The sequence below is a fragment of the Streptomyces sp. A01 genome (assembly GCF_059026195.1).
This window is the reverse complement of the sequence record NZ_JBWLKN010000009.1, coordinates 222,603-244,257: the sequence shown is the minus strand read 5'-3', so window position 1 is coordinate 244,257 and position 21,655 is coordinate 222,603. Positions and strand designations below refer to the sequence as shown.

17 protein-coding genes and 3 pseudogenes are annotated in these 21,655 nt (G+C 71.0%); 12 read left to right on the top strand and 8 right to left on the bottom strand.

Annotated features, from left to right (window positions below; genetic code table 11):
- Positions 1-129: 129 nt before the first annotated feature.
- Together AC5P1B_RS15150 and AC5P1B_RS15145 are read right to left on the bottom strand one after the other, a co-directional pair.
- A complete protein-coding gene (locus AC5P1B_RS15150) occupies positions 130-1,527 on the bottom strand; it encodes a glycoside hydrolase family 5 protein (RefSeq protein WP_493887667.1) in 1,398 nt (465 codons plus the stop codon).
- A 690-nt stretch (positions 1,528-2,217) separates the two neighbouring features.
- Positions 2,218-3,513, bottom strand: coding sequence for an MFS transporter (locus AC5P1B_RS15145; RefSeq protein WP_493887666.1), 1,296 nt, complete (start codon positions 3,511-3,513; stop codon positions 2,218-2,220).
- Between the two features lie 1,095 nt (positions 3,514-4,608).
- Here AC5P1B_RS15145 and AC5P1B_RS15140 point away from each other — a divergent pair.
- The 4 genes and pseudogenes from AC5P1B_RS15140 to AC5P1B_RS15125 all read left to right on the top strand — a co-directional run.
- Positions 4,609-4,818 (top strand): annotated as a pseudogene (locus AC5P1B_RS15140) (CGNR zinc finger domain-containing protein); the annotation flags it as partial.
- Positions 4,815-5,024 carry a TetR family transcriptional regulator gene (locus AC5P1B_RS15135; protein WP_493887601.1) on the top strand — a complete coding sequence of 70 codons (210 nt, stop codon included), beginning with the start codon at positions 4,815-4,817 and terminating at the stop codon, positions 5,022-5,024. The pseudogene AC5P1B_RS15140 and the gene AC5P1B_RS15135, both read left to right, overlap by 4 nt.
- Before the next feature lie 141 nt (positions 5,025-5,165).
- Positions 5,166-5,339 carry a hypothetical protein gene (locus AC5P1B_RS15130; RefSeq protein WP_493887600.1) on the top strand — a complete coding sequence of 58 codons (174 nt, stop codon included), beginning with the start codon at positions 5,166-5,168 and terminating at the stop codon, positions 5,337-5,339.
- Between the two features lie 608 nt (positions 5,340-5,947).
- Entirely contained in the window at positions 5,948-6,982 is a 1,035-nt protein-coding gene (locus AC5P1B_RS15125; protein WP_493887599.1) for a hypothetical protein, read from the top strand.
- Positions 6,983-7,094: 112 nt separating this feature from the next.
- Here AC5P1B_RS15125 and AC5P1B_RS15120 read toward each other — a convergent pair whose 3' ends face one another.
- The 3 genes from AC5P1B_RS15120 to AC5P1B_RS15110 all read right to left on the bottom strand — a co-directional run bounded on the left by AC5P1B_RS15120 (position 7,095) and on the right by AC5P1B_RS15110 (position 11,339).
- On the bottom strand, positions 7,095-8,057 hold the full coding sequence (locus AC5P1B_RS15120; RefSeq protein ID WP_493887597.1) for a zinc-binding dehydrogenase: 963 nt from the start codon (positions 8,055-8,057) through the stop codon (positions 7,095-7,097).
- Positions 8,058-8,133: 76 nt separating this feature from the next.
- The gene (locus AC5P1B_RS15115) at positions 8,134-9,720 is read right to left on the bottom strand and encodes an alkaline phosphatase D family protein (RefSeq protein ID WP_493887595.1); all 1,587 of its coding nucleotides are present in this window, start codon (positions 9,718-9,720) and stop codon (positions 8,134-8,136) included.
- Between the two features lie 410 nt (positions 9,721-10,130).
- The gene (locus AC5P1B_RS15110; protein WP_493887594.1) at positions 10,131-11,339 is read right to left on the bottom strand and encodes an NAD(P)-dependent malic enzyme; all 1,209 of its coding nucleotides are present in this window, start codon (positions 11,337-11,339) and stop codon (positions 10,131-10,133) included.
- 529 nt (positions 11,340-11,868) lie between these two features.
- Between AC5P1B_RS15110 and AC5P1B_RS15105 the strand changes: the two genes are divergently transcribed.
- From AC5P1B_RS15105 to AC5P1B_RS15095, 3 genes are read left to right on the top strand one after another with little or no spacing between them, the layout of a single operon-like run.
- Positions 11,869-12,825 carry an ABC transporter substrate-binding protein gene (locus tag AC5P1B_RS15105; protein ID WP_493887593.1) on the top strand — a complete coding sequence of 319 codons (957 nt, stop codon included), beginning with the start codon at positions 11,869-11,871 and terminating at the stop codon, positions 12,823-12,825.
- A gap of 40 nt (positions 12,826-12,865) precedes the next feature.
- Positions 12,866-13,816, top strand: coding sequence for an amino acid ABC transporter permease (locus AC5P1B_RS15100; protein ID WP_493887592.1), 951 nt, complete (start codon positions 12,866-12,868; stop codon positions 13,814-13,816).
- Positions 13,813-14,574 carry an amino acid ABC transporter ATP-binding protein gene (locus AC5P1B_RS15095; protein WP_493887591.1) on the top strand — a complete coding sequence of 254 codons (762 nt, stop codon included), beginning with the start codon at positions 13,813-13,815 and terminating at the stop codon, positions 14,572-14,574. Before AC5P1B_RS15100 ends, AC5P1B_RS15095 begins: the two co-directional genes overlap by 4 nt.
- A 255-nt stretch (positions 14,575-14,829) precedes the next feature.
- Here AC5P1B_RS15095 and AC5P1B_RS15090 read toward each other — a convergent pair whose 3' ends face one another.
- Entirely contained in the window at positions 14,830-15,612 is a 783-nt protein-coding gene (locus AC5P1B_RS15090; protein ID WP_493887590.1) for a class I SAM-dependent methyltransferase, read from the bottom strand.
- A gap of 94 nt (positions 15,613-15,706) precedes the next feature.
- Between AC5P1B_RS15090 and AC5P1B_RS15085 the strand changes: the two are divergent.
- Positions 15,707-16,195: pseudogene (locus AC5P1B_RS15085) on the top strand (CGNR zinc finger domain-containing protein); the annotation flags it as partial.
- A 44-nt stretch (positions 16,196-16,239) separates the two neighbouring features.
- On the opposite strand, the gene sodX reads toward AC5P1B_RS15085, so the two are convergent.
- On the bottom strand, positions 16,240-16,728 hold the full coding sequence (gene sodX, locus AC5P1B_RS15080) for a nickel-type superoxide dismutase maturation protease (protein WP_493887589.1): 489 nt from the start codon (positions 16,726-16,728) through the stop codon (positions 16,240-16,242).
- Between the two features lie 143 nt (positions 16,729-16,871).
- On the opposite strand from sodX, the gene sodN reads away from it, so the two are divergent.
- Both sodN and AC5P1B_RS15070 read left to right on the top strand, forming a co-directional pair.
- A complete protein-coding gene (gene sodN, locus AC5P1B_RS15075; RefSeq protein WP_493887588.1) occupies positions 16,872-17,267 on the top strand; it encodes a superoxide dismutase, Ni in 396 nt (131 codons plus the stop codon).
- Between the two features lie 385 nt (positions 17,268-17,652).
- A pseudogene (locus AC5P1B_RS15070) lies at positions 17,653-18,024 on the top strand (M24 family metallopeptidase); the annotation flags it as partial.
- Between the two features lie 156 nt (positions 18,025-18,180).
- Here the strand turns inward: AC5P1B_RS15070 and AC5P1B_RS15065 are convergent.
- Entirely contained in the window at positions 18,181-18,531 is a 351-nt protein-coding gene (locus tag AC5P1B_RS15065) for a hypothetical protein (RefSeq protein WP_493887587.1), read from the bottom strand.
- Between the two features lie 398 nt (positions 18,532-18,929).
- Between AC5P1B_RS15065 and AC5P1B_RS15060 the strand changes: the two genes are divergently transcribed.
- Both AC5P1B_RS15060 and AC5P1B_RS15055 read left to right on the top strand, forming a co-directional pair.
- Positions 18,930-19,868 carry a GNAT family N-acetyltransferase gene (locus AC5P1B_RS15060; RefSeq protein WP_493887586.1) on the top strand — a complete coding sequence of 313 codons (939 nt, stop codon included), beginning with the start codon at positions 18,930-18,932 and terminating at the stop codon, positions 19,866-19,868.
- Between the two features lie 298 nt (positions 19,869-20,166).
- Complete coding sequence (locus AC5P1B_RS15055) at positions 20,167-21,636, top strand: magnesium and cobalt transport protein CorA (RefSeq protein ID WP_493887585.1); 1,470 nt, start codon at positions 20,167-20,169, stop codon at positions 21,634-21,636.
- Positions 21,637-21,655: the final 19 nt, after the last annotated feature.

Below are 21,655 nucleotides of genomic sequence, written 5' to 3'. Positions count from 1 at the left end.
GGGCGTGACCCGCCGACCACAAGGACAGCGGCGCACGGGGCACGGGGCACGGGGCACGGGGCACGGGGCACGGGGCCAACGTGCACGCGTGCGCGCGGGTAGTGGAGGCGAAGGGGCGCGAACGGGTGGTCAGTCGCCGCGCATGAGCGGAGCCGGGACCGGAGCCGCCGGGGCTGGGGCTGGGGCTGAGACCGGAGCCGGGGCTGAGACCGCCGCTGGGGCTGGGGCGGTGACCGTCACCGTGACCGGGGTCTTCACCGAACCAGTGGAGAAGATCCCGACCGTGCCGCGCCGCCCAGCGCCCACCACCCGTGGCCAGGCGTGCGCGGCCCCGTCCACCGCGATCCGCCAGCCCCGCTCCGTGGGCGGCAGGGACAGCTCACTCACCCCGGAGCGGCCGCGCGGGTCGTAGACCAGCCGGTAGACGCGACGCTCCGGGTCGTACGTGGCGGAGCGCACGGCGCCGGAGACAGCCGGAGCGTACGGGCGTGCGGTGCGTTCCTTGTTGACGCGGAAGCGCCCCTTCTCGTCCACGGCGCAGTAGCCGCCCCCGTAGCACCACACATAGCCGGTCCAGCCCGAGCTGTAGCGGTCCAGTGAGGCGAGGGCGTCGTCGTAGAACCGGCCCATCCGGGGCAGCGCGTTGTTCAGCGGCCCCCACTCCCCCACCAGCACCGGGATGCCGTGCTTCCTCGGGTACGCCGTGACGGCCGCCTCGTACGCCTCGATCCAGCCCGCCGCCGGGTCGTAGTCCTGGCCCGCCTCCATGGCGGTGTTGTAGAAGTGCGGCGCGTAGGCGGTCTTCGGGTCGTGGATCTTGCCGAGCCCGGTGGGTACGCCCTCGCCGACGATGGGGGTCGGTTCGACGAACACCCAGCTCGACCGGTCGACCTGGCGCACCGCGTCGGCGAGCCGGTTGTACATCGGGGTGAGCTGCCGCGCCTCGATGCGCCGTGCGGCCGTGGCCAGGTCCTCGCCGGGCAGCAGTTTGCCCATCGGCTCGTTGATGAGGTCGTAGCCGAGGAGCGCGGGGTGACCGGCGAAGCGCTCGGCGACCACGCGCCACATCCGGGCCTGGGCGCGGCGCAGATCCGTGTCCTCGTAGAGATGGTCGAAGGCGGCCTGCACGGCGGGCTCGAAGTACTCGGCGAACCAGTCGTCGGGATGCGGCGTGTACGGCAGGCCATCGGTGCGGGTCGCCCACTCGGGGATGCCCCGGTGGCTACCGAAGGCCGGTCCGTAGATGTCCTGGTGCGCGTCGAGTACGACCGTGATCCGGTATCGGTGGGCCCAGTCCAGAATCCGCTCGATCTTGCGCAGATAGCGGTGGCTGTACTGGCCGCGCCGGGGCTCCAGGTCGTCCCAGAAGAACAGCAGCCGGGCGGCGTTGAAGCCCTGGGCCGACATGTCGCGGAAGTGGCGCTCGGTGATGGCACTCAGCGCGTCGGCGCCCCGATGCGTCTTGTCCTCGACGTTCCAGCCGCGCAGCGTGACGGTGCGGCCCTGGGAATCGGTCAACGGCGGAATGCCATCCGGGGTGGCGCCCGGATGACTGCCCGGGGTGCCGCCCGGGTTACCGGCTGGGCCGCCGCTGGTGACGTCAGCGGACGTACGGGAGGCGGCTCGCGGGCCCGCGTCCGGCAGCGCCGGGGGCAGCACGGACGCCACGAGCAGCGCGCCGAAGACGACGGCGGCCCTGCGCGCCGGGCCGCGCCCGCGACTCCGCCCGCGTCCGGGCCGCGGACGGCGCCCCGGTCCACGCTCCGGTCCGCGTGGCGATCCGTACGGGGCACGGAGCGAGGGGGCCCTCCCCTGCGCGGGCGCGGGTGTCGTTCCGGATGGTGTCGCGCGCGTCGGGCTGTCCATCGGCCTCTCCCAGCGTCAGTCGGCGGAGCGCCGCGCGGCAGCGTCGGCGCTCCGGCCATGGCCACGTCAGCGGAGCGCCGGACAGCCAATCAGCGGCTGACCATGACCGTCAATGGGACGGACAGCGCCATACGCGCCGACACGGAGCCCGCCACGCGTGCCACCGGAGCAGGACCGGGCCCGCGCGAACGCGCCACAAGTCCCCTGTGGCGGCGCCGTTCCCACGGCAGGTGGCGACGCGCCCGAGAAGTCGGTGACGCGAAGTCACTCCCCTTCCGCCAGCGGCGCTTTTCCGCCAGGCGACGTTGGCGCGTCACCGCACCGGCGGGCGGCGTGGGCGGGGAGCCCGGCTCACTCGGCCTTCCGCAGTTCGCTCGTGGTCACCACGCGGAGGAACACGGGGATGGTCGCCGCGTTGAGGGCCGCGAAGGCGAGGAAGGCAGCCCGCATCCCGAACAACTCGGCCAGCACCCCCATCAGGCCCGCGCCCAGCGGAATCGCCCCCCAGCTGAAGAGGCGGGCCACGCCGCTGTACCGGCCCATCATCGCGTCCGGCACCAGATTCTGGCCGATGAGGCGGGAGTTGACCGACCAGAGCGTGCCGCCCATGCCGCCGAGGAACGCGGCGGCGGCGACGGCCCACAGCTGGGTGGTCAGCGCGGGGACGGCCATCATGACGAGGGTGCCGAGCAGGTCGGCGAACATCGCCCGGCGGCGCCCGAGCAGCCGGTTCACCCAGCCGACGGTGACGGCGCCGGTCAGCCCGCCTATGCCCAGAGCGCTCAGTACGATGCCGTACTCCTGCGCCGAAAGGCCCATCATCCGGGTGGCGACCAGCGGCAGCAGCGCCAGCCAGGCGCCCCAGCTCGCGCACAGCACCGTCAGGATCAGCGCCATCGTCCGCAGCAGCCGGTGCTGCCACAGGAAGCGCAGGCCCTCGGCGATCTGCTGGTTGACGGCGTCCTCCGCCTGGCCTGCGAGGTCCGAGCCCGGCCCGTCGGCGGCCGCGGCACCGGAGCCGGGCGGCGTGTCCGCCGTGGCACGGCCCTGACGCACGGCCCTGAAGCGGCCGGTGAGCAGCACCAGCACCAGGCTGGCCGCGAGGTAGGTGACCCAGCTGACCCCGAGCGCCACTCCCGTACCGGCGGCGACGAGAAGCCCTCCGACGAACGGGCCGCAGAACTCGTTGGCGGCGGTCTCGGTGCCGGTGATCCACGCGTTGGCGCGCTCACGCCGCGCTCGCGGTATGACAGCCGGAACCAGTGCGGCGGCCGAGGTCAGCGCGATGACCTCGGCGACGCCGAGCACCGCACCAGCCACCGCGAGCGCCCACAGCGTGACCCCGTCCGCCGCCACGGCGGCCATCAGCCCGCCGACCGCCAGCAGGCGCATGCCGTCCGCCAGCCACAGCAGGAGACGCCGGTCGGCCCGGTCGACGAGCACGCCGACGTGCAGCGCCACCAGCAGCCACGGCAGCGTCAGCGCGAGGGAGACCAGCGAGATCCGCGCCGGGGATTCCGTGATCCGGGCCGCCATGAGCGGCAGCGCGATCTTGGTGACGCCGTCAGCGAGGTTGGTGATCGCGGTGAAGACCAGCAGCACCGCGGTGTTACGGGTGCCTCCGTCACGCACACCGACGCCAAGCACCTCGGCGTCCGGGGCGTCCGGGGCCTCGACGACCCGAGCCGCCGCCTCCCCGGTGGTGACTGGCACGCCCGGCGGGCACGGCGCGCTTGGTGGGCACGGCGCGCTCGTGCTCCTGGTCTTGGTGACACCGGCATCAACGCTCATCAGACAGGCCCCTCCGCAGATTCCTGATCGATGCGCCAGCTCCCGGCTGACGACCGCCCCGGCACACCGCCGCATCGGACGGATAACCGCCTATCGGCTTCATCGGTTAACTCGGGAGCGTGCCACGAGCCGACGAGGGCGTCAACCGGTAAAACCCTTTACCGGTTAGAAGGGGTACGCTGGCAGCCCGGGCACACCGGGGAGCGCGCCGGGAAGCCGGCAAGCGAGCCGGTCAGCAGCGGAAGAGCCGCGATCGATCTACAGACCAGTGGCACCACAGACCAGTGGACCCGCAGATCAGTGGCCCGCAGATCGGTGGCCCGCAGATCAGTGGGAGCCCGAGAGAGCCGGAGGCGGCATTCCATGAGTGAGGCACCAGCCACGGCCCAACTGGTCGAGGCGTTCGCGAACACGGTCGATGTCGAACTCGGCACCGACGACCTGAGCACGCCGGACCAGCTCGGCGACTGGCTGATCGCGCGGGGGCTGCTCGCCCCGGACCAGCGGGTCGGCACCGACGACTACGGCCTGGCCCTACGACTGCGTGACGGCCTGCGCGAGGAGCTCGGCGTCCCCGTGGGCGACGTGCCGGACCCCCGGCTCATCGCGGCGGCCGAAGAAGCGCTCAGGGCCCTGCCATTGCTGTCCACCATGCACGGGGCGGGCCACGCCGCCCACCCGACGACCGAAACACACAGCCCGCACAGCACGAGCACGACCGCCGCGACCAACCCGACCAGCGCCACCAGCACGACTGACGCAACCAGCCCAACCAGCACGGCCAGCACGGCCAGTCCGACCGCCGCGACCAGCGCGACCGCCACGACCAGCGCGAGCGACGATGAGCTGACCGGTGGCGCGGCAGGCACCGAGACGGCCGGGGGCGCCATCCGGCACCCGGGGGCGCGCGTGCTGCTTCCTTCGCCCGAACTGCCGCCGGTCAAACGCGCCTTGGCCGCCCTTGCCGCCGCCTGGAGCGAACTGCGCATCACAGGCGAAGCGGCCCGCCTGAAGCGGTGCGCGGAGCACTCCTGCGCATGGGTGTTCTGGGACGTGTCCAAGAACCGCAGCCGCCGCTGGTGCTCCATGCGCGTGTGCGGAAACCGCAACAAGGCGCGGCGCTTCGCGGCCAAGAACACCACGGCCTCCGCGGAGGCGTGACCCCGCCCCCGCCGCCCCGCCCCGGCCGGGTGAACCACGAACAGCGCCGCAGGACGATCGCCACGGCGGTCTGGCGGATCGCCGCCCGCCATGGCCTGGAGGCGGCGAGCACGCGGCAGGTCGCCGCCGAGGCCGGGGTCGCGCTGCGGACGGTGCGGTACTACTTCGGCACGAAGCACAACCTGCTGGTGCTGGCCCTGCGCTAGCCGCACGAGGACAGCGAACGGCACGCCCGCGCGCGCCTGGAGGCGGCCCCGCAGCCGCTCACCCCGCGCGCGCTGCTGCTCGGCTCGCTGCTGGAGTTCCCGCCGCTCGACGAGCAGCGCCACACGTCGCTGCTCATCCACGTGGCGTACTTCGTCCGCAGTATCGGCGACCCGGAGCTGGCCGCCGTGTTCCTCGCCGACGCGCACCCGCTGGACGACCTGGTCGCCACGCTCATCCAGCAGGGGCAGCAGGACGGCGACTTGGACCCCGGCGTGACCCGGCGCACGAGGCTGACTTGCTGGTTTCCGGCGTGATCGGCCTCGGCTTGGACATTCCGCACCGGCGCCGCGCGGTCGAAGACGTACAGCGGACGATCGGCTACCACCTGGACCGGCTCTTCGGAACCGGTGGGCAAGATCGCGAGTGGACCGGTTGATTCCGGCCGGAGCCGCCCCGCACACCCCTCGCTGCGATCATCCCACCCCCGCCGTATGGAGGAGACGCATCTCCAACCTGGGCGGGTCGTGCGCGCCGGGATGGTGAGCTGTACTGGGAGGTCCGGCGACCGTGCCCTTCCGTGCGGTCCGCACGAAGCGGAAGAGGGAACAGCATGTCCTTGCCCGCCGCCATCACGGTGGAATACGACTCCGCTCCGGAGGCCGACGAACTGCTGTCACGTGAACTGGCGGATCTCCTCGGACTCGACATGACGCAGGAGTGGCCCTCAGCGGAGTCCCCATCGCCGGACTCGCCGGACTCACCGGACTCACCGGACTCGCCACATTCACTCGGCTCACCGGGTCCCGACTCACCGGTCCCGTCAGACCCTGTGGTTTCTCCGAGCTCGTCGAACTCGCCAGACTCTTCGGGTGGTTCGGGATCGCGGGAGCCGGAACCAGAGCCCGAGTCGGCAGCCGAGGCGGTGGCCCCTGAGTCGCCGTCGGAGGCTGCCCGGGCGGAGACGGAGCGGGCGGACACCTTCGCCTTCCGTGGCGCCGTGGTCGCCCGGCACGGCGGCGAGCTGACCGGCTGGGCCCGGCTCCTCCAGCCGCCGGGCGAGGCAGCGGCCGTGTGCTTCGACCACATCCTCGTCACCCGAGTGCGCAGGCGGCTGGCACTGGGGCACGCTCAGCCGGACGAAGGACCGCAGGGGGCGGCGGAGGAGACCGAGCTGCTGACCCTGCTGCTGCGCGCGGCGGCCGCCCGGGCGAAGGAGCTCGGCTTCGCGACCATCAACTGGAGCGGCCCCGACACCGACCCCATAGGCATCGCCGCCTCCCGGCTCGGCGCCCGCGTCGACGCCGAGCTGGGCCGCCACTGGACCGTGCCCGACCTGAAGGCGTGGAGCCCACCGCCCGGTCTGCCGCCGGTGACTCTGCGCGCCACGCCACGCCCGTTCCCCACCGGGAACGACGCCGTGGTGGAGACGTACGTACGGCTGTACAACGAGGTCTACGAGGACGACGCGCCCGAGCCCTCCGTCTCCGGCTCCGTCTTCTGCGCGTACGACGAGGAACACGACGACAGCCGCCCGGACGGCGGCAGCGACCCGGACAGCAGCAGCCCGCGCGGCGGCAGCGGCGCGGACACGACGCGCGGCGACGACGGTTCGGCCGAGCCCCCGTGGGACGCCGCGGGTATCGACGCGTACCTGACCAGCGTCGCGCCGCAGGGCCACGTGACCGACCTGCTCACGGCCGAAGGGACGCTCACCGCCCAGCTCGCGGTGGGAGTCACCGACGGGCGCGCCCTCCTGGAACACGCCGTGCACCGCGACGCGTCCGCGACCGATCTTGCCGGTGCGGTCGCGGGGCTGATCCGCCGCGTCGTCGCCGATGATCCGGCGGTGAGGGACCTGGACATCCGCGAGCTGAACGACCCGTTGCTCCGCCGCGCCGCTGAGCTGCTCGGCGCACGGGTCACCAGCAGGTGGCAGGCGTACGCCCTCACCTTGTGACCGCGGTGACCGCGCGCGGAGGTCCGCGTACGCCTTCAGTCCCCACGCGCGGGCCCGTCAACCCCGCCCGTCATGCCTGCCCGGCACTCCCGCCCGGCGTCCCCCGAAGGTCTCAGACCGTCAGTACGATCTTGCCGAACTGCTCGCCGCCCGCCAGCTTCTCGAAGCCATCGCGCGCCCGGTCCAGGGGCAGCACCGTGTCGATCACGGGCCGCACCCCCGTGGTCGCGCAGAAGCTCAGCAGGTCCTCCAGCTCGTCCTTCGAGCCCATGGTCGAGCCGACGACCCGCAGTTCCAGGAAGAAGATCCGGTTCAGCTCGGCGGCTTGCGGGTCGGGGCCCGAGGTGGCGCCGGAGATGACGAGCGTGCCGCCCGGCTTGAGGGACTTCACCGAATGCGACCAGGTCGCGGCACCCACCGTCTCGATGACGGCGTCCACCCGCTGCGGCAGCCGCGCACCGGGCTCGAAAGCGTCCAGCGCGCCCAGTTCGATCGCCCGCGCGCGCTTCGTCTCGTCCCTGCTCGTCGCGTACACGCGCAGGCCCGCCGCGCGTGCCAGCACGATCGCCGCGGTCGCGACGCCGCCGCCCGCGCCCTGGACGAGAACGGAATCGCCGGGCCGCACACCGGCGTTGGTGAACAGCATCCGGTACGCCGTCAGCCAGGCCGTCGGCAGGCAGGCCGCCTCCTCGAAGGACAGCTCCGGCGGCTTGGGCAGCACGTTCCAGGTGGGCACGATGACCCGCTCGGCGAACGTGCCCTGGTAGCGCTCGGTGAGGATCGAGCGCGGCTCGTCGGGCCCGACGCCGTGGCCGCTCTGGCCGATGACCGAGTGGACGACGACCTCGTTGCCGTCCTCGTCGAGCCCGGCCGCGTCGCAGCCCAGGATCATCGGCAGGCTCTTCTCGCCAAGGCCGACGCCGCGCAGCGACCACAGGTCGTGGTGGTTGAGGGAGGCGGCCCTGACGCTGACCGTCGTCCAACCCGGAGGCGCCTCCGGCTCGGGGCGCTCACCCAGCTCCAGGCCGTTCAGCGGCTGGTCACGGTCGATACGTGCGGCGTAGGCAGCGAACATGATCCCGACGATAGAGCGCGAGGGGGACGTGGCGGAACCACACCGCGGTGTGACACGCGCCGCGTCCCCCGGCGGCTCACTCCCTGCGGTACTGCGCGGGCGAGCCCTTCGTGGCCTCGTCCTCGTACGTGCCCGCGGTGCCCCGGTCCACATGGAAGCTGGTCAGGGTGGAGACCGGGGAGTGCGGGTCGCGGCGGTCGCCGACGACCCGCATGTGGGTGGTCCAGCGGCGCGGCGTGACCTCGTACACGTCGTAGCCGTACCGGTCGCCCTCGAAGTACCGCAGATGCGGGTTGGCCCGGCCCATCAGCGGGCCGTTCTTGTCGTTCCAGTCCGCCGAGTACGCGCCGGAGGTGACGGAATGGGCCGTGAACTCGGTGCCGACGACCGGTCCGTCGGGGTCGTCGAAGTCGGGCCTGAGGTCGTCGACGAAGGCCGAGTGCCAGTCTCCGGTGATGACGACCAGGTCCTCAAGACCGCTGCGGTGGACCTGGGACAGGACGCTCTTGCGCTCGGCCACGAAGCCGTCCCACTGGTCGGTGAACATGAAGCCGCCGCCGGGCCTGCCGCGCAGTTGGCTGAGCTTGATGGAGTTGACCCAGCAGTGCCAGGCGTCCGGGGCCCGGTCGATGCCGCGCCCGAGCCACGCGCGCTGGTCGGCGCCCAGGATGGTGCCGTTCGGGAGGTTCTGCTCGGAGCGGTACTGGCGGAGGTCGAGGACGGTCAGCTCCAGCAGGTCGCCCCACATCCGGACCCGGTGGATACGCGGCTCGGCGGGCGGACCCGCGTCCCCCGAGCCCTTGGCGGCCGGGTCGCGGTGCGGCATGTGCTCGAACCACGCCTGGTAGGCGGCGGCCCGCCGCTTGCCGAAGGCGCCGCCGCGCGTGCCGCTGTAGTCGTTGACGACCTCATGGTCGTCCCAGGTCAGGTACCACGGGTGGGCGGCGTGCGCGGCGCGCAGCGACGGATCGCCCTTGTAGAGCGCGTGGCGGCGCCGGTACTCGGGGAGCGTGAAGACCTCGGGTCCCTCGTGGTCGCGCAGTGCCTGGCCGCCGACTTGGCCGTGCTCGTAGATGTAGTCGCCCATGTGGACGACGAAGTCGACGTCCTCACCGGCGATGCCGCGAAAGGCCGGGTAGTAACCGTCGTGGAACGCCTGGCAGTTCGCCGACGCGAAGCGCACGCGCCCGACCCTGCCCGCCGGCGCCGTCCGCGTCCGGCCCACCCGGCTGCCGCGGCCGAGGGCGCGGAAGCCGTACCAGTACGTCCGCCCCGGCTCCAGGCCGTCCACCGTCACCCGCACGCTGTGTCCCAGCGCCGCCGTGGCCGGTGCGGTGCCGCGTGCGACGACCCGGCGCAGTGCCCGGTCGCGCGCCACCACCCAGCGCACCTCGACGGTCGCGGGCAGTCCCTGGTCGTCGATGTCGTGGGCGAGCGGCTCGGGAGCGAGGCGGGTCCACAGCACGACACTGTCGGGCAGCGGGTCACCGGAGGCCACGCCGAGGGTGAAGGGCGCGGCGTCCCAGGTCACGCCGAGCTGCTCGGCGGCCTCCCGGGCCTGAGCGGGGGTCAGGCCGGCGCTCAGAGGCCACAGGGCGCCAAGCGCCCCCGCCCCCGCGGCGGCCTTCAGCAGATTGCGCCGGTCCAGGCTCGTACGGCTCATACGGGTGTCCTCACTCGGATTCGGTCGGGCCGGGTGGTGCGCATGGCATCAGAGTGGCCTGAACTGGGGGCGTCCGCGAGATGACGGTGAGCGGGAATCGAACGGCCCGTTGGCCGGGCCGCGCAGCCCGGGGCGGGCTTCTACGGGCCCGTAGCACCGGCTTCACAGCGGAAGGGCTCCACCAAGCGGGTGAGCGTCGTCGGCGACGGCTCCCGGGTGGCCGGGATCGCGCGAGCCCGGTCATCAGCGCGGATGAGAGCCGGGCCGGCTTCCGTGAGCCTCTGGTGTGAGCCGTCTCCGACAGGCCCGGCCGAACGGCGGGCCCGCCCCCTCGTGGGAGGGCGGGCCCGGACCGTCGTGGCGGTGCGGCGTGTCCGGGTGCGGGGTCGCGCCCGGACACGCGTCAAGCGTCAGCGGCGCGCGACTCCTTCGGCCCGCGCCGCGGCGGCGACAGCGGCGGTGACCGCCGGGGCGACCCGCTCGTCGAACGGCGAAGGGATCACGCAGTCGGCGCTCAACTCGTCGGCGACCACGGCGGCCAGCGCCTCGGCTGCCGCGAGCTTCATTCCCTCGGTGATCCGGGAGGCCCGGACCTGGAGCGCACCCGCGAAGATGCCGGGGAACGCGAGGACGTTGTTGATCTGGTTGGGGAAGTCACTGCGGCCGGTGGCCACGACCGCCGCGTACTTGTGCGCGACGTCCGGGTGGATCTCCGGGTCAGGGTTGGCCATCGCGAAGATCATCGCGTCCTTGGCCATGGTCGCCACCGCGGACTCGGCGACCGTACCGCCGGAGACGCCGATGAAGACGTCGGCGCCGTCCAGCGCCGTCTCCAACGAGCCGGAGAGATTCGCCTTGTTGGTGAAGCCCGCCAGGTCGCGCTTGACGTCGGTCAGGTCGCCGCGGTGCCGCGACACGATGCCCTTGCGGTCGCAGACGGCCACATCGCCGATGCCCGCCTCGACAAGGATCTTGGCGATGGCGACACCCGCCGCGCCCGCGCCGGAGATGACGGCCCGCAGCTGGCCGAGGGTGCGGCCGGTGAGCTTGGAGGCGTTGCGGAGCGCCGCGAGGGTGACGACAGCGGTGCCGTGCTGGTCGTCGTGGAAGACCGGGATGTCCAGCCGCTCCTGGAGCCTGCGCTCGATCTCGAAGCAGCGCGGCGCGGAGATGTCCTCCAGGTTGACACCGCCGAAGGAGGGTGCGATTCGGGCGACGGTGTCGATGATCTCGTCAATGTCCCGGCAGTCCAGCGCGATCGGCACGGCGTCGACACCGCCGAACTGCTTGAAGAGGATCGCCTTGCCCTCCATCACGGGGAGGGAGGCTTCTGGGCCGATGTCACCGAGCCCGAGAACCGCGCTGCCGTCCGTCACGACGGCCACGACCTGGGACTTCCAGGTGTAGTCGTGCACGAGATCGGGCTGCTCGGCGATCGCGCTGCAGACCTTGGCGACGCCTGGCGTATAGGCGAGGGACAGGTCGTCCCGGTCGCGCACGGGAACAGTCGCCTGGACGGCCATCTTGCCGCCCCGGTGCAGCGCGAAGGCCGGGTCGAAGAGTTCTTCGTCCGTAGTGCCATCGCTGTCGCTGCGAGGATTCACGATCTCCGCTGCCACTTTTTGACCCCTTTGTCGTATTTCTGTTTGAGGGTAGCCGCCCCTGGTTGAGGGGCGGGCGGGCACCGCGTCCGGTCTACGCCTCGCGGATGACCGCTGGCGGAGGAGAACGGACGCCGGGCACGCCGCACACGTGCCCTGAGCCCCGGGTGAGGGGTGTAACCGTCTTTTTTACCGGAGAAGCGGTGCTCGGGACGAGTGAGTTCCGTCGCGCTACGTCACGGCAACCTCGCGTAACGCCAAAATTGGGCCATTGGCTACCGATTATCCACGTACCACGACATCGCGCATGAGATGGAAGCTTTTATTCCGCCGCCCACGACATCTCATAGGCCCGCCGCAGGCCCACTTTTCGCGGCGGCGCCTGGCAGGTCACACCACCCGCATCACCCGTTATCCGATTTTGACCTGGCTGGCCCCCCGCACCCGCTGGTCCGGATGGCAAGATGCCCCAATCACACAAGGTCGCGACGCCCAAAAGTGTGTGCCCGACCCATCGGTGCTTCCCTCACCCGCAGGAGGAACCAGTATGACCGCCAGCAGTACCCGCCGACCGGATAAGGCCGTCCGCCGGACCCCCCGGTTGGCCTCCATCGGCGCTATCGCGGTCACCAGCGCGCTGCTGCTGACCGGCTGCGGCGATCAGCGGGACAAGGTGAACGGCTCCGCCTCGGGAAACAAGCTCTTCCAGAAGCTGCCAAAAAGTGTCCAGAATGCGGGCGTGATCAAGGTCGGCTCCGATATCGCCTACCCGCCGGTCGAATTCAAGAAGAGCGGGGAGACCGTCGGCATCGACCCCGACCTCGCCGACGCGCTCGGCAAGGCGCTCGGCATCCGGTTCGAGTTCGCCAACGGCACCTTCGACACCCTGCTCACCGGTCTGCGCTCCAAGCGGTACGACATGGCGATGTCGGCCATGACCGACACCAAGGAGCGGCAAGAGGGCATCGACCCCGAAAAGGGCAAGAAGGTCAGCGAGGGCGTCGACTTCGTCGACTACTTCCAGGCCGGCGTTTCGATCTACACGCGTAAAGGCAAGACCCAGGGGATCACCAGCTGGGACGACCTGTGTGGCAAGAAGATCGTTCTGCAGCGCGGCACCGTCTCGCATGACCTGGCGAAAGACCAGGTCAAGGAGTGCCAGAAGAACGGCAAGGGCAAGATCGGCATCGAGGCGTACGACAACGACGTCCAGGCGCAGACCCGGCTGCGGGCCGGTGGCGCCGACGCGGCGGCGAGCGACTTCCCGGTGGCCGCGTACGCCGTGAAGACCTCGGGCGGCGGCAAGGACTTCGAGATCGTCGGCGAGCAGGTCGAGGCAGCGCCGTACGGCATCGCGATCAGCAAGAAGAACACCGAACTGCGCGACGCTCTGAAGGCCGCCTTCGACGAGATCATCAAAAATGGCGAGTACGACAAGATTCTGGCCAAGTGGGGCGTCAAGGACGGCGCTGTCACCGAGGCCAAGATCAACGGCGGCTCCTGACCGTACGATTCGTGACGGTTCATGCTGAAAGGCAGCACCTGTGACTGTTGAGATTGACAAGGTGAAGGGGCCAGCTGACTCCCCGCCGCCCAGCTCGGAGGCCATCAAGGCCATCCCGGTCAGGCACTACGGGCGGTGGGTCACCGGAGTGGTGGCACTCGCACTGCTGGTCCTGCTCCTCAACGCCTTCGCCCAAGGCGATGTGAACTGGGGAGCCATCCCCGACTACTTCTTCGACGAGGACATCACCAAGGGCGTCCGCAACACCATCTGGCTCACGATCGTCTCCATGGCGCTCGGTGTGGCCCTGGGCGTCCTGCTCGCGGTGATGCGCCTGTCGAAGAACCCGGTCACGGCCTCCATCGCGTGGGGCTACATCTGGTTCTTCCGCGGTACGCCGGTCTATGTGCAGCTCCTGCTCTGGTTCAACCTGGGCCTGGTCTTCGAGTACATCAACCTCGGCCCGATCTACCAGGACGAGTGGTCGGACTTCATGACCCCGTTCCTGGCGGCGCTGCTCGGCCTCGGCCTCAACGAGGCCGCGTACATGGCGGAGATCTGCCGCGCCGGCATCCAGTCCGTGGACGAGGGCCAGACCGAGGCGTCGCACGCGCTGGGCATGAGCCACGCCAAGACGCTGCGCCGGGTCGTGCTCCCGCAGGCGATGCGCGTGATCGTGCCGCCGACCGGCAACGAGTTCATCAACCTGCTCAAGACCACCTCACTGGTGATCGCCGTGCAGTACTTCGACCTCCTCCAGGCGGCCACCAACGTCGGCCAGACCTCGGGCGGCACGGTCGAGATGCTGTTCCTCGCGGCCATCTGGTACCTGGTGGTGACCAGCGTGCTGAGCATCGGCCAGTACTACCTGGAGCGGCGGTACGCGCGTGGCTCACTGCGCCAGCTGCCGCCCACCCCCTGGCAGAAGCTCAGGGCCAACATGCTCTCGCTGAGCAACCGCGGCGGCACGATGGGAGGTGGCGGCGTATGACCGCCATGGTCAAGGCCGAGGGCGTCCAGAAGTCCTTCGGTCCGGTACAGGTCCTCAAGGGCATCGACCTGGAGGTCGCCCCCCAGGAGGTCTTCTGCCTGATCGGCCCGTCCGGCTCCGGCAAGTCCACCTTCCTGCGCTGCATCAACCACCTGGAGAAGGTCAACGCCGGGCGGCTGTACGTGGACGGCGAGCTCGTCGGTTACCGGCAGCAGGGCAACAAGCTCTACGAGCTGCGCGACCGCGAGGTCGCCGCCCAGCGCCGCGACATCGGCATGGTCTTCCAGCGCTTCAACCTGTTCCCGCACATGACGGCCCTGGAGAACGTCATGGAGGCGCCGGTCCAGGTCAAGCGGGAGACGAAGGCGGTCGCCCGCGAACGCGCGGTGCGGCTGCTCGACCGGGTGGGGCTCGGCGACAAGGCGGGCAACTACCCCTCCCAGCTCTCCGGCGGCCAGCAGCAGCGGGTGGCCATCGCCCGTGCCCTGGCGATGGAGCCGAAGCTGATGCTCTTCGACGAGCCGACCTCGGCGCTCGACCCGGAGCTGGTGGGTGACGTCCTCGACGTCATGCGCAGCCTCGCCGAAGAGGGCATGACGATGATCGTCGTGACTCACGAGATGGGCTTCGCCCGGGAGGTCGGCGACGCGCTGGTCTTCATGGACGACGGCATGGTGGTCGAGACCGGCCACCCGCGCGAGGTCCTGGGCAACCCGCAGCACGAGCGCACCAAGTCGTTCCTGTCCAAGGTGCTGTAGCCGACGGCAGGCAGACCGGCGACGGTGAGCACAGCGAGAAGGCGGTACGGACCGATGTGGCCGTACCGCCTTCGAGCGCTGTGAGCCGACCGGCCGCGCCGCCGGCCGACGAGGAGGGACACCAACCTTGCGCGTCAGCCACTTAGGCTGCTTCCGCCACTCCCCCTACTCCCGCCGCTTCTCTTGCTCGTGCGACCGCCGTTGTCTCCACGACCCTCGCGACTGCCGCGCATCCCGCGGCCCCCGCGACTCCCGCTACTTCAGGCCAAGTACCAGCGCGTCCGTCGCCGAGCACCACACGGGGCGCGCCTCACCGAATCCGGCGTCCCGCAGCGCCGCCGCGTGCCAGTCGGGCGACTGCTCATGGCCGTCCTCGTGGTCACCCGCGGCGGGGTTGCCGAAGATCTCGAAGCGCTCGGCCGCCGGGCCCGCGAGCACCGGGTCCTGGGCGACGGTCTCCCACCAGTCCGCCCAGTCCCGCACGCCCGCCGCCCGCTCCCTGGCCTGCCGCGCCTTGCGGAAAGCGCGCTCGGCGGCATTGAGCCGGGGAGTGGACTCGACCGGCATATGGTCGGCGTTCATGAACACCCCGCCGTGCCGTACGACGCCGGCGACCTGGCCGTACAGCACGCGCAGCGCGTCGCTCGTCAGCCAGTGCAGCGCGGTGGCGGTGAGCACGGCGTCGTACGACGCGTGCGGCAGCTTGCCCATCCACTGCGGGTCCCGCAGGTCCGCCGTCACGAACTGGACGCGCCCCTCGCCGGCGAAGTGCCCGCGCGCGATGGTGAGCAGCGCCGGGTCCAGGTCGATGCCGGTGCTCGTGGCCTCGGGGAAGCGGCGGAGCACCCGGTCGGAGATGCTGCCGGTGCCGCACGCGAGGTCGAGCACGCGCGGCGCGGGGCCCACGACGGCCTCCACCATGTCCAGCATGACGCGGAACCGCTCCTCGCGGTCCGGGAGATACCACTCCTGCTGCCGGTCCCAGCTGGCCTGCCAGGCGCTCCAGTCCGTTCCTGCTCCAGCCACGGTGTCCGTCATCCCCACGCCACTCCCTTACGTAATACCCTTTGAGACATAGCAGTCATTACCGATCACCAGTAACGACCCTAGACCGCCTCCGTAAGGACTACAAGTGGAACTGGCCTATTACTCGGACCTCGCTGTCCAGTTGGTCAACAGCGAGGAGCCCGCACGGGGTACCGACAGGCTGACCTCCGTCGATGCCGTACGGGACCTGTTCGGCGCCAGCAAGCAGGCCGCCCGCCGGGCGACCGACGCCGACGTGACCCGGCTGCGCGGCGTACGGGCCAGGCTGCGGGCCATCTTCGAGGCGGCCGACGGCGGCGACGAGGTGCTGGCCGTGGACCTGCTCAACGCCCTGCTCATGGAGTTCCCCGTCAGCCCGCAGATCTCGGGGCACGAGCACCGGGACGAGGACGGGCGCCCCAAGTGGCACATGCACATCGCCGACTACGCGGCCAACGCGGGCGCGGGGTACGCCGCCACCGCCTCCATGGGGCTCGCCTTCCACCTCACCGAACTCGGCGCCGACCGGCTCGGCATCTGCGAGGCGACCCCCTGCCGCAACGCGTATCTCGATACATCGACAAACCGTTCCCGGCGCTACTGCTCCGACCGCTGCGCGACGCGCGCGAACGTCGCCGCTTACCGCGCCCGCAAGCGCTTGGAGAGCGACCGGTCCGGCCTGACCAGCCGTGCGGCCCACCCCCCGCGCCCCGAGCGCACCGGGCGCACCGCCGACGCCGCCCACGAGAGCAGTCCGGTCACCGAGCGCTGATCACCACGCGGCGGCGGCCGCAGCCGCGCCAGCGCCCGGGCCACGACCAGCTCGTCCGGCACGACGCCGAACTCCCGGCTGTCGTTCTCCACATACGGGTTGTCGCCCTGCACCCACCAGCCGCCCGCGCGCCGCTCCACCGCGCGCTTGACGATCAGCAGGTCCTGCCCGAACGGGTGACGCAGCACCACCACGTCACCCGGACGTACGCTCGCGCCGTACTGAACGACAAGCTGGTCACCAGGCCGCAGCGTCGGCACCATCGACGGGTTGTACACCTCGGCGAGCCCGATGCGCAGCAGCCCATGGCGCTCGCGGTCTTCCTCCTGCCCGCGATCGTGCGCCCGCTCCTGCATCCCGGCACCTCCCGGTCCGTTCCTCCACCAGTCCCAGGCTGACACTGGACTTTTGTCCTAAGCACCCCGGGCCACCCGAGAAAAGCCTTCCCTCACGGAGTAATCTCGCACCTGAGAAGACGATCACGAGGAAGGACAGCTCTATGCTCTCCCGCCTGTTCGCCCCGAAGGTGAAGGTCAGCGCCCACTGCGACCTTCCCTGCGGCGTCTACGACCCGGCTCAGGCCCGTATTGAGGCTGAGTCGGTCAAGGCAGTCCAGGAGAAGTACCAGGCCAACGAGGACCCGCACTTCCGGGCCCGCGCCACCGTCATCAAGGAACAGCGCGCGGAGCTGGCGAAGCATCACGTTTCCGTGCTGTGGAGCGATTACTTCAAGCCCCCGCACTTCGAGAAGTACCCGGAGCTGCACCAGCTGGTGAACGACGCCCTTAAGGCCCTCAGCACGGCCAAGGGGTCGACCGACCCGGCCACGGGCCAGAAGGCTCTGGACTACATCGCCCAGATCGACAAGATCTTCTGGGAGACCAAGAAGTCCTGATCTCCGATCAGGCGCTTTGACCTGTGGCTTTTCTCCGCAGAGTCGATCTGTCCGCACCCGGTCTCGCCAAGGACTCCCCACCAGGGGTCCCTGACAGGCCGGGTGCGGTCGTCTCTGCCGGGCCACCGGCCACGGACGCCCGGCATCCTTCCGGCACTCCTGCCCCGACACCCCCCGCACGCCCGCGCCTTCGGGCGCCCCCGCGAGCCTCCGTGAGCTCCTGGACCCCCTTCCGTACGGACATACGATGAACGCCCCACCAGCGGCGAACGGCAGGAGGCAGCCCGTGGCCGACCAGCTCCCCACGGAGACCCCGGAAGAGACGGAAGCGCAGCCGGTCACACAGCGCGAGAACCGTCTGTACCCGGGTGTCTCCGACGAGCTGGTGCTCGCCGGGAAGGTGGTGGATTGGGGCCTGGCCGACGGCCCTGTCGAGCGCGTCCTTGAGCTGGGTCTCCAACGCCGCTGGACCCTGCACGGCACCGGCCACATGCTCGGCATGGACGTCCACGACTGCGCCGTCGCGCGCACCGAGACGTATGTCGAGGGCACGCTTGAGCCGGGCATGTGCCTGACCGTAGAGCCGGGTCTGTACTTCCAGGAGGACGATCTGACGGTGCCGGAGGAGTACCGGGGCATCGGCGTCCGGATCGAGGACGACATCCTGGTCACGGAGGACGGCAACCGGAATCTCTCGCAGGCGCTGCCGCGTACGAGCGCCGACGTCGAGGCGTGGATGGCACGGGCCAAGGGCTGAGCGTCCGCACGACCCACCGGGCCGGGCCGGGCATGGCCTGCTCGCGCGCGCACGTCCCGCCGCCGGCACCCGCCATGCCCGGCCCGCCCGCCGACCGCCCCTCCGACGGTCCTGGCCGCGCTCCCGATCGCGGCGACAACCCGCTCTCGCGTGCCCTTACCGCACGATCGCGATCGTCGCCGCCCCCGAGGACACCGACCCGCCGCCGCTCAACTCGACGGAGTACGAGACGGTGACCGGCTCATCCGTCGCCTTCAGCACATCGGTCGGAACGACGAACGCCATCTCCCGCCCCACCCACGACGTGGAGACGGGCGAGGCGTCCGTATAGGCGCGTCCGAAGAGGACGGTGATGACGTCCCCCTTCGCCATGCCCTCGTACGGCGCGACTCTGATCGTCGCCCCATACGGCGCGTCCGCTACGGCCAGGGCTCCCTCGACCACATCGTCCACCTCCGGTGCGGGCAGCCGCGCAGTACTGCCGTCAGCCGCTGATAGCTCGCTCATGGCGTTGGCCCTCTCCAGAATGCCGACGATGCCGACATGCGGCGATGTCTGCGGATTGACTACGGATTGATCTTTCCTACCCGCGGCCCCTTCGACAAGAGGGCGTCGGGCCAACGAGCGCGAGAGCGCGAGCCGACCACCAACACCGCCACCACCGACGGCTCGCACGACCGATGTGCTTGTAGCACCCCCGGCTCACGCGACCGGCGGCGTCGCCAACTTGAGCCGTAACAATGGTCATTGCGGCAGCCGTCCGGTCATCACCGTCGCCGCGATGACGCTGGGGGATTTCGCTGCTTGCGGCTCACCTATGGCGTTGCGCGTGGCCCGGCGGGCTGGCTAGCGTCTGCGGGTCGCAGGGCTTCCTGGGGCCGTAACCACCTGACGACGGAGTCTCCTTGTCGATGCGCGTCACCGCCCTGACCGACACCGAACGCGGCGACTCCGCGTACCGCCTCGTCTGGCTGGCCTCCGACGCCGCGGGGTACCCCGTCGGGTCTGCCTTCCTGCGGTTGTTCACCAAGCCCGGGCAGGCCCACCTCGGCGAGCTGGAGCTCCACGTCCACCCGGCGGAGCGCCGCGGTGGCACCGGCTCCCGGTTGCTGGCCGCCGCCGTGGCCGCGGCCGGGGCGGCGGGTCGGCGCAGCGTCATCGCGCAGGCCGAAGCCGGCTCACCAGGCAGCGCGTTCCTCGTGGCTCGGGGTTTCCGGGCCGTGCTGACCCTGACGTTCGCCCGGCTGCCGCTCCCGCCGGCGGACTCAGAAGCCGCCGCCGTCGCCGGGATCACCGCAGCCGGACACCCCGGCTACCGGCTGGTGTCCTGGGACGGGACGGTGCCCGACGAGCTGGCCACGACGTTCACGGCGTCACGCCGCGCCATGGACGACATGCCGATGGACGACACCGACTACGGCACGGTCGTCTGGGACATGGAGCGGGTGCGGGCGGCGGCCGAAGCCATCGCCAAGCGCGGCGACCTGCTGCACACGGTCGCCGCCGTCGACACGTCGGACGGCTCCATCGCCGGGTTCACCGAACTCGTCGTCCCCGGCGACGGCACCGGTGACGCCCAGCACTACGGCACCGGCGTCCTCCCCGCGCACCGCGGGCACGGCCTGGGCCGCTGGATGAAGGGCGAGGCCATCCGGCAGATCCAGGAGCGCCATCCCGGCCTCGGCGGGCTGCTGACCGACACGGCCGACAGCAATCACCCCATGCGGAAGATCAACGACGCGCTCGGCTACGTACCGACCCACCAGACCATCGAGTACCAGCTCGACCTGGCGGCGTCCGAGGGGGCGCCGTCGCCGGAGTGCGGCGGCGGTACGTCGGCCTGATCACACTCCGGCCCGGTCGGCTCGCCCAGCTCCGGTTTGGCCGCGCTCAGCTCCAGCGGTACGCGCGGCTCCTTCATCGGCCGGTCCCCTCGGCGCGTCGCACCGCGTCGCCGGGCGCTCCGTCCAGGAGAGTGACCATGTGAGGCGGTCCGCCAGGCCGCTGAGCACGGCCGACACCCCGGTGGGTGGTGCCGGAGAGGCGGCGTCCGCCGCGCCGCTCCGGCCATCGCCGCCCGTCGGCCGACGGCGCGCTGGGCATACTGGGGCGTCCCGTCCCTTCGCAGGAGCCACCGTGTCGATGATCCACAGCATCCGAGCCCGCCTGGGGCGCCGCCGCCCCGGAGGCGTCGACCTCAGCCATCCGGCGCGGTCACCGCTGGGCAGCGCCGTGGTGAACTGCGTGGTCTACAAGGACGGGCTGCGGCAGCAGGGCGACTGCTCGGCAGCCGAGGCGATCGCGCGGGTACGCGCCGACAACGGCTCCATCGAGACCTCGGAATGGTCCGGCTTCTCCAGCTCCCCGGCTTCCTCCGTCTCCCATGCCTCCAACGCCACGGCGTCACCGTGTGCCACAGCCGCTCCTCTGGCCCATCCCACCGTCCCAGCAGCCCGTTCGTCGGCGATCGCGGAGCCGGACTCCGGGCCCGGGGACGGCGCGGAGTCCGGCTCCGCTGGGGGAACAGAGGCGGGGGCCGACTCGGGGTGGGGAGTCGAAGCGGTGCCCGGGTCAGCGACGGCGACCCCCGGCAACGGCTTCGTATGGATCGGTCTGCATGAGCCGGACCCCGAGGAGTTCGCCGTCATCGCCCAGCTCTTCGGCCTGCACCCGCTCGCCGTCGAGAACGCGCTCCAGGCCCACCAGCGGCCCAAGTTGGAGCGGTACGACGACACCCTCTTCGCCTCTTTCAAGACCGTGCGCTACGTCGAGCACGACCAGCTCACCGCGACCAGCGAGGTGGTGGAGACCGGCGAGATCATGGCCTTCACCGGCCCGGACTTCGTGATCACGATCCGGCACGGCGGCCATGGCTCGCTCGGTCCCGTACGCGAATACCTGGAGTCCCAGCCCGAGTTGCTGTCCCACGGCCCCGCCGCCGTGCTGTACGCCATAGCCGACCACACGGTGGACGACTATCTCGCCGTGACCGCCGCCGTGCAGGACGACATCGACGTGGTCGAGACGGACGTCTTCTCCGGCCGCATCGGCGGCTTCGACAGCGCGGGACCCGGCGCGACGGGCACGGTCAACGGGCCTTCCGGCACCGGCCCGGCCCCCGCCGGGAAGCACGGGCCGCGACGCGCGTCCGCCCGGCGCACGAGCCGCGCGGACGACGCCGGGCGGATCTACCAGCTCAAGCGGGAGCTGCTGGAACTCAAGCGTGCCGTCGCCCCGCTGGACCGTCCGCTGCACGCGATCTCCACCCAGCCGCCGCAGCTTGTCGATGCGGATATCAAGGCGTATTTCCGGCATGTGGCCGACCGGCTCTCCCGTACCGCCGAACAGATCGCCTCGTTCGACGACCTGCTGAACTCGATCCTCCAGGCCAACCTCGCGCAGGTGACCGTGGCCCAGAACGAGGACATGCGCAAGATCAGCGCCTGGGTCGCGATCATCGCCACGCCCACCATGGTCTGCGGGTTGTACGGCATGAACTTCGACTACATGCCCGAGTTGCGCTGGTCCTACGGCTACCCCGCCACCCTCGTCTCCCTGGCGGCGCTCTGCTACGTCCTTCACCGCGCGTTCCGCCGCAGCGGCTGGCTCTGAACCCGCCACTCCCACCCGC

Coding starts and splice junctions, on each gene's coding strand:
- AC5P1B_RS15115 (WP_493887595.1), bottom strand. CDS start 9,720: ATGAGCCGTACGAGCCTGGACCGGCGCAATCTGCTGAAGGCCGCCGCG.
- AC5P1B_RS15095 (WP_493887591.1), top strand. CDS start 13,813: ATGACCGCCATGGTCAAGGCCGAGGGCGTCCAGAAGTCCTTCGGTCCG.
- AC5P1B_RS15090 (WP_493887590.1), bottom strand. CDS start 15,612: ATGACGGACACCGTGGCTGGAGCAGGAACGGACTGGAGCGCCTGGCAG.
- sodX (WP_493887589.1), bottom strand. CDS start 16,728: ATGCAGGAGCGGGCGCACGATCGCGGGCAGGAGGAAGACCGCGAGCGC.
- AC5P1B_RS15055 (WP_493887585.1), top strand. CDS start 20,167: ATGATCCACAGCATCCGAGCCCGCCTGGGGCGCCGCCGCCCCGGAGGC.
- AC5P1B_RS15105 (WP_493887593.1), top strand. CDS start 11,869: ATGACCGCCAGCAGTACCCGCCGACCGGATAAGGCCGTCCGCCGGACC.
- AC5P1B_RS15120 (WP_493887597.1), bottom strand. CDS start 8,057: ATGTTCGCTGCCTACGCCGCACGTATCGACCGTGACCAGCCGCTGAAC.
- AC5P1B_RS15065 (WP_493887587.1), bottom strand. CDS start 18,531: ATGAGCGAGCTATCAGCGGCTGACGGCAGTACTGCGCGGCTGCCCGCA.
- sodN (WP_493887588.1), top strand. CDS start 16,872: ATGCTCTCCCGCCTGTTCGCCCCGAAGGTGAAGGTCAGCGCCCACTGC.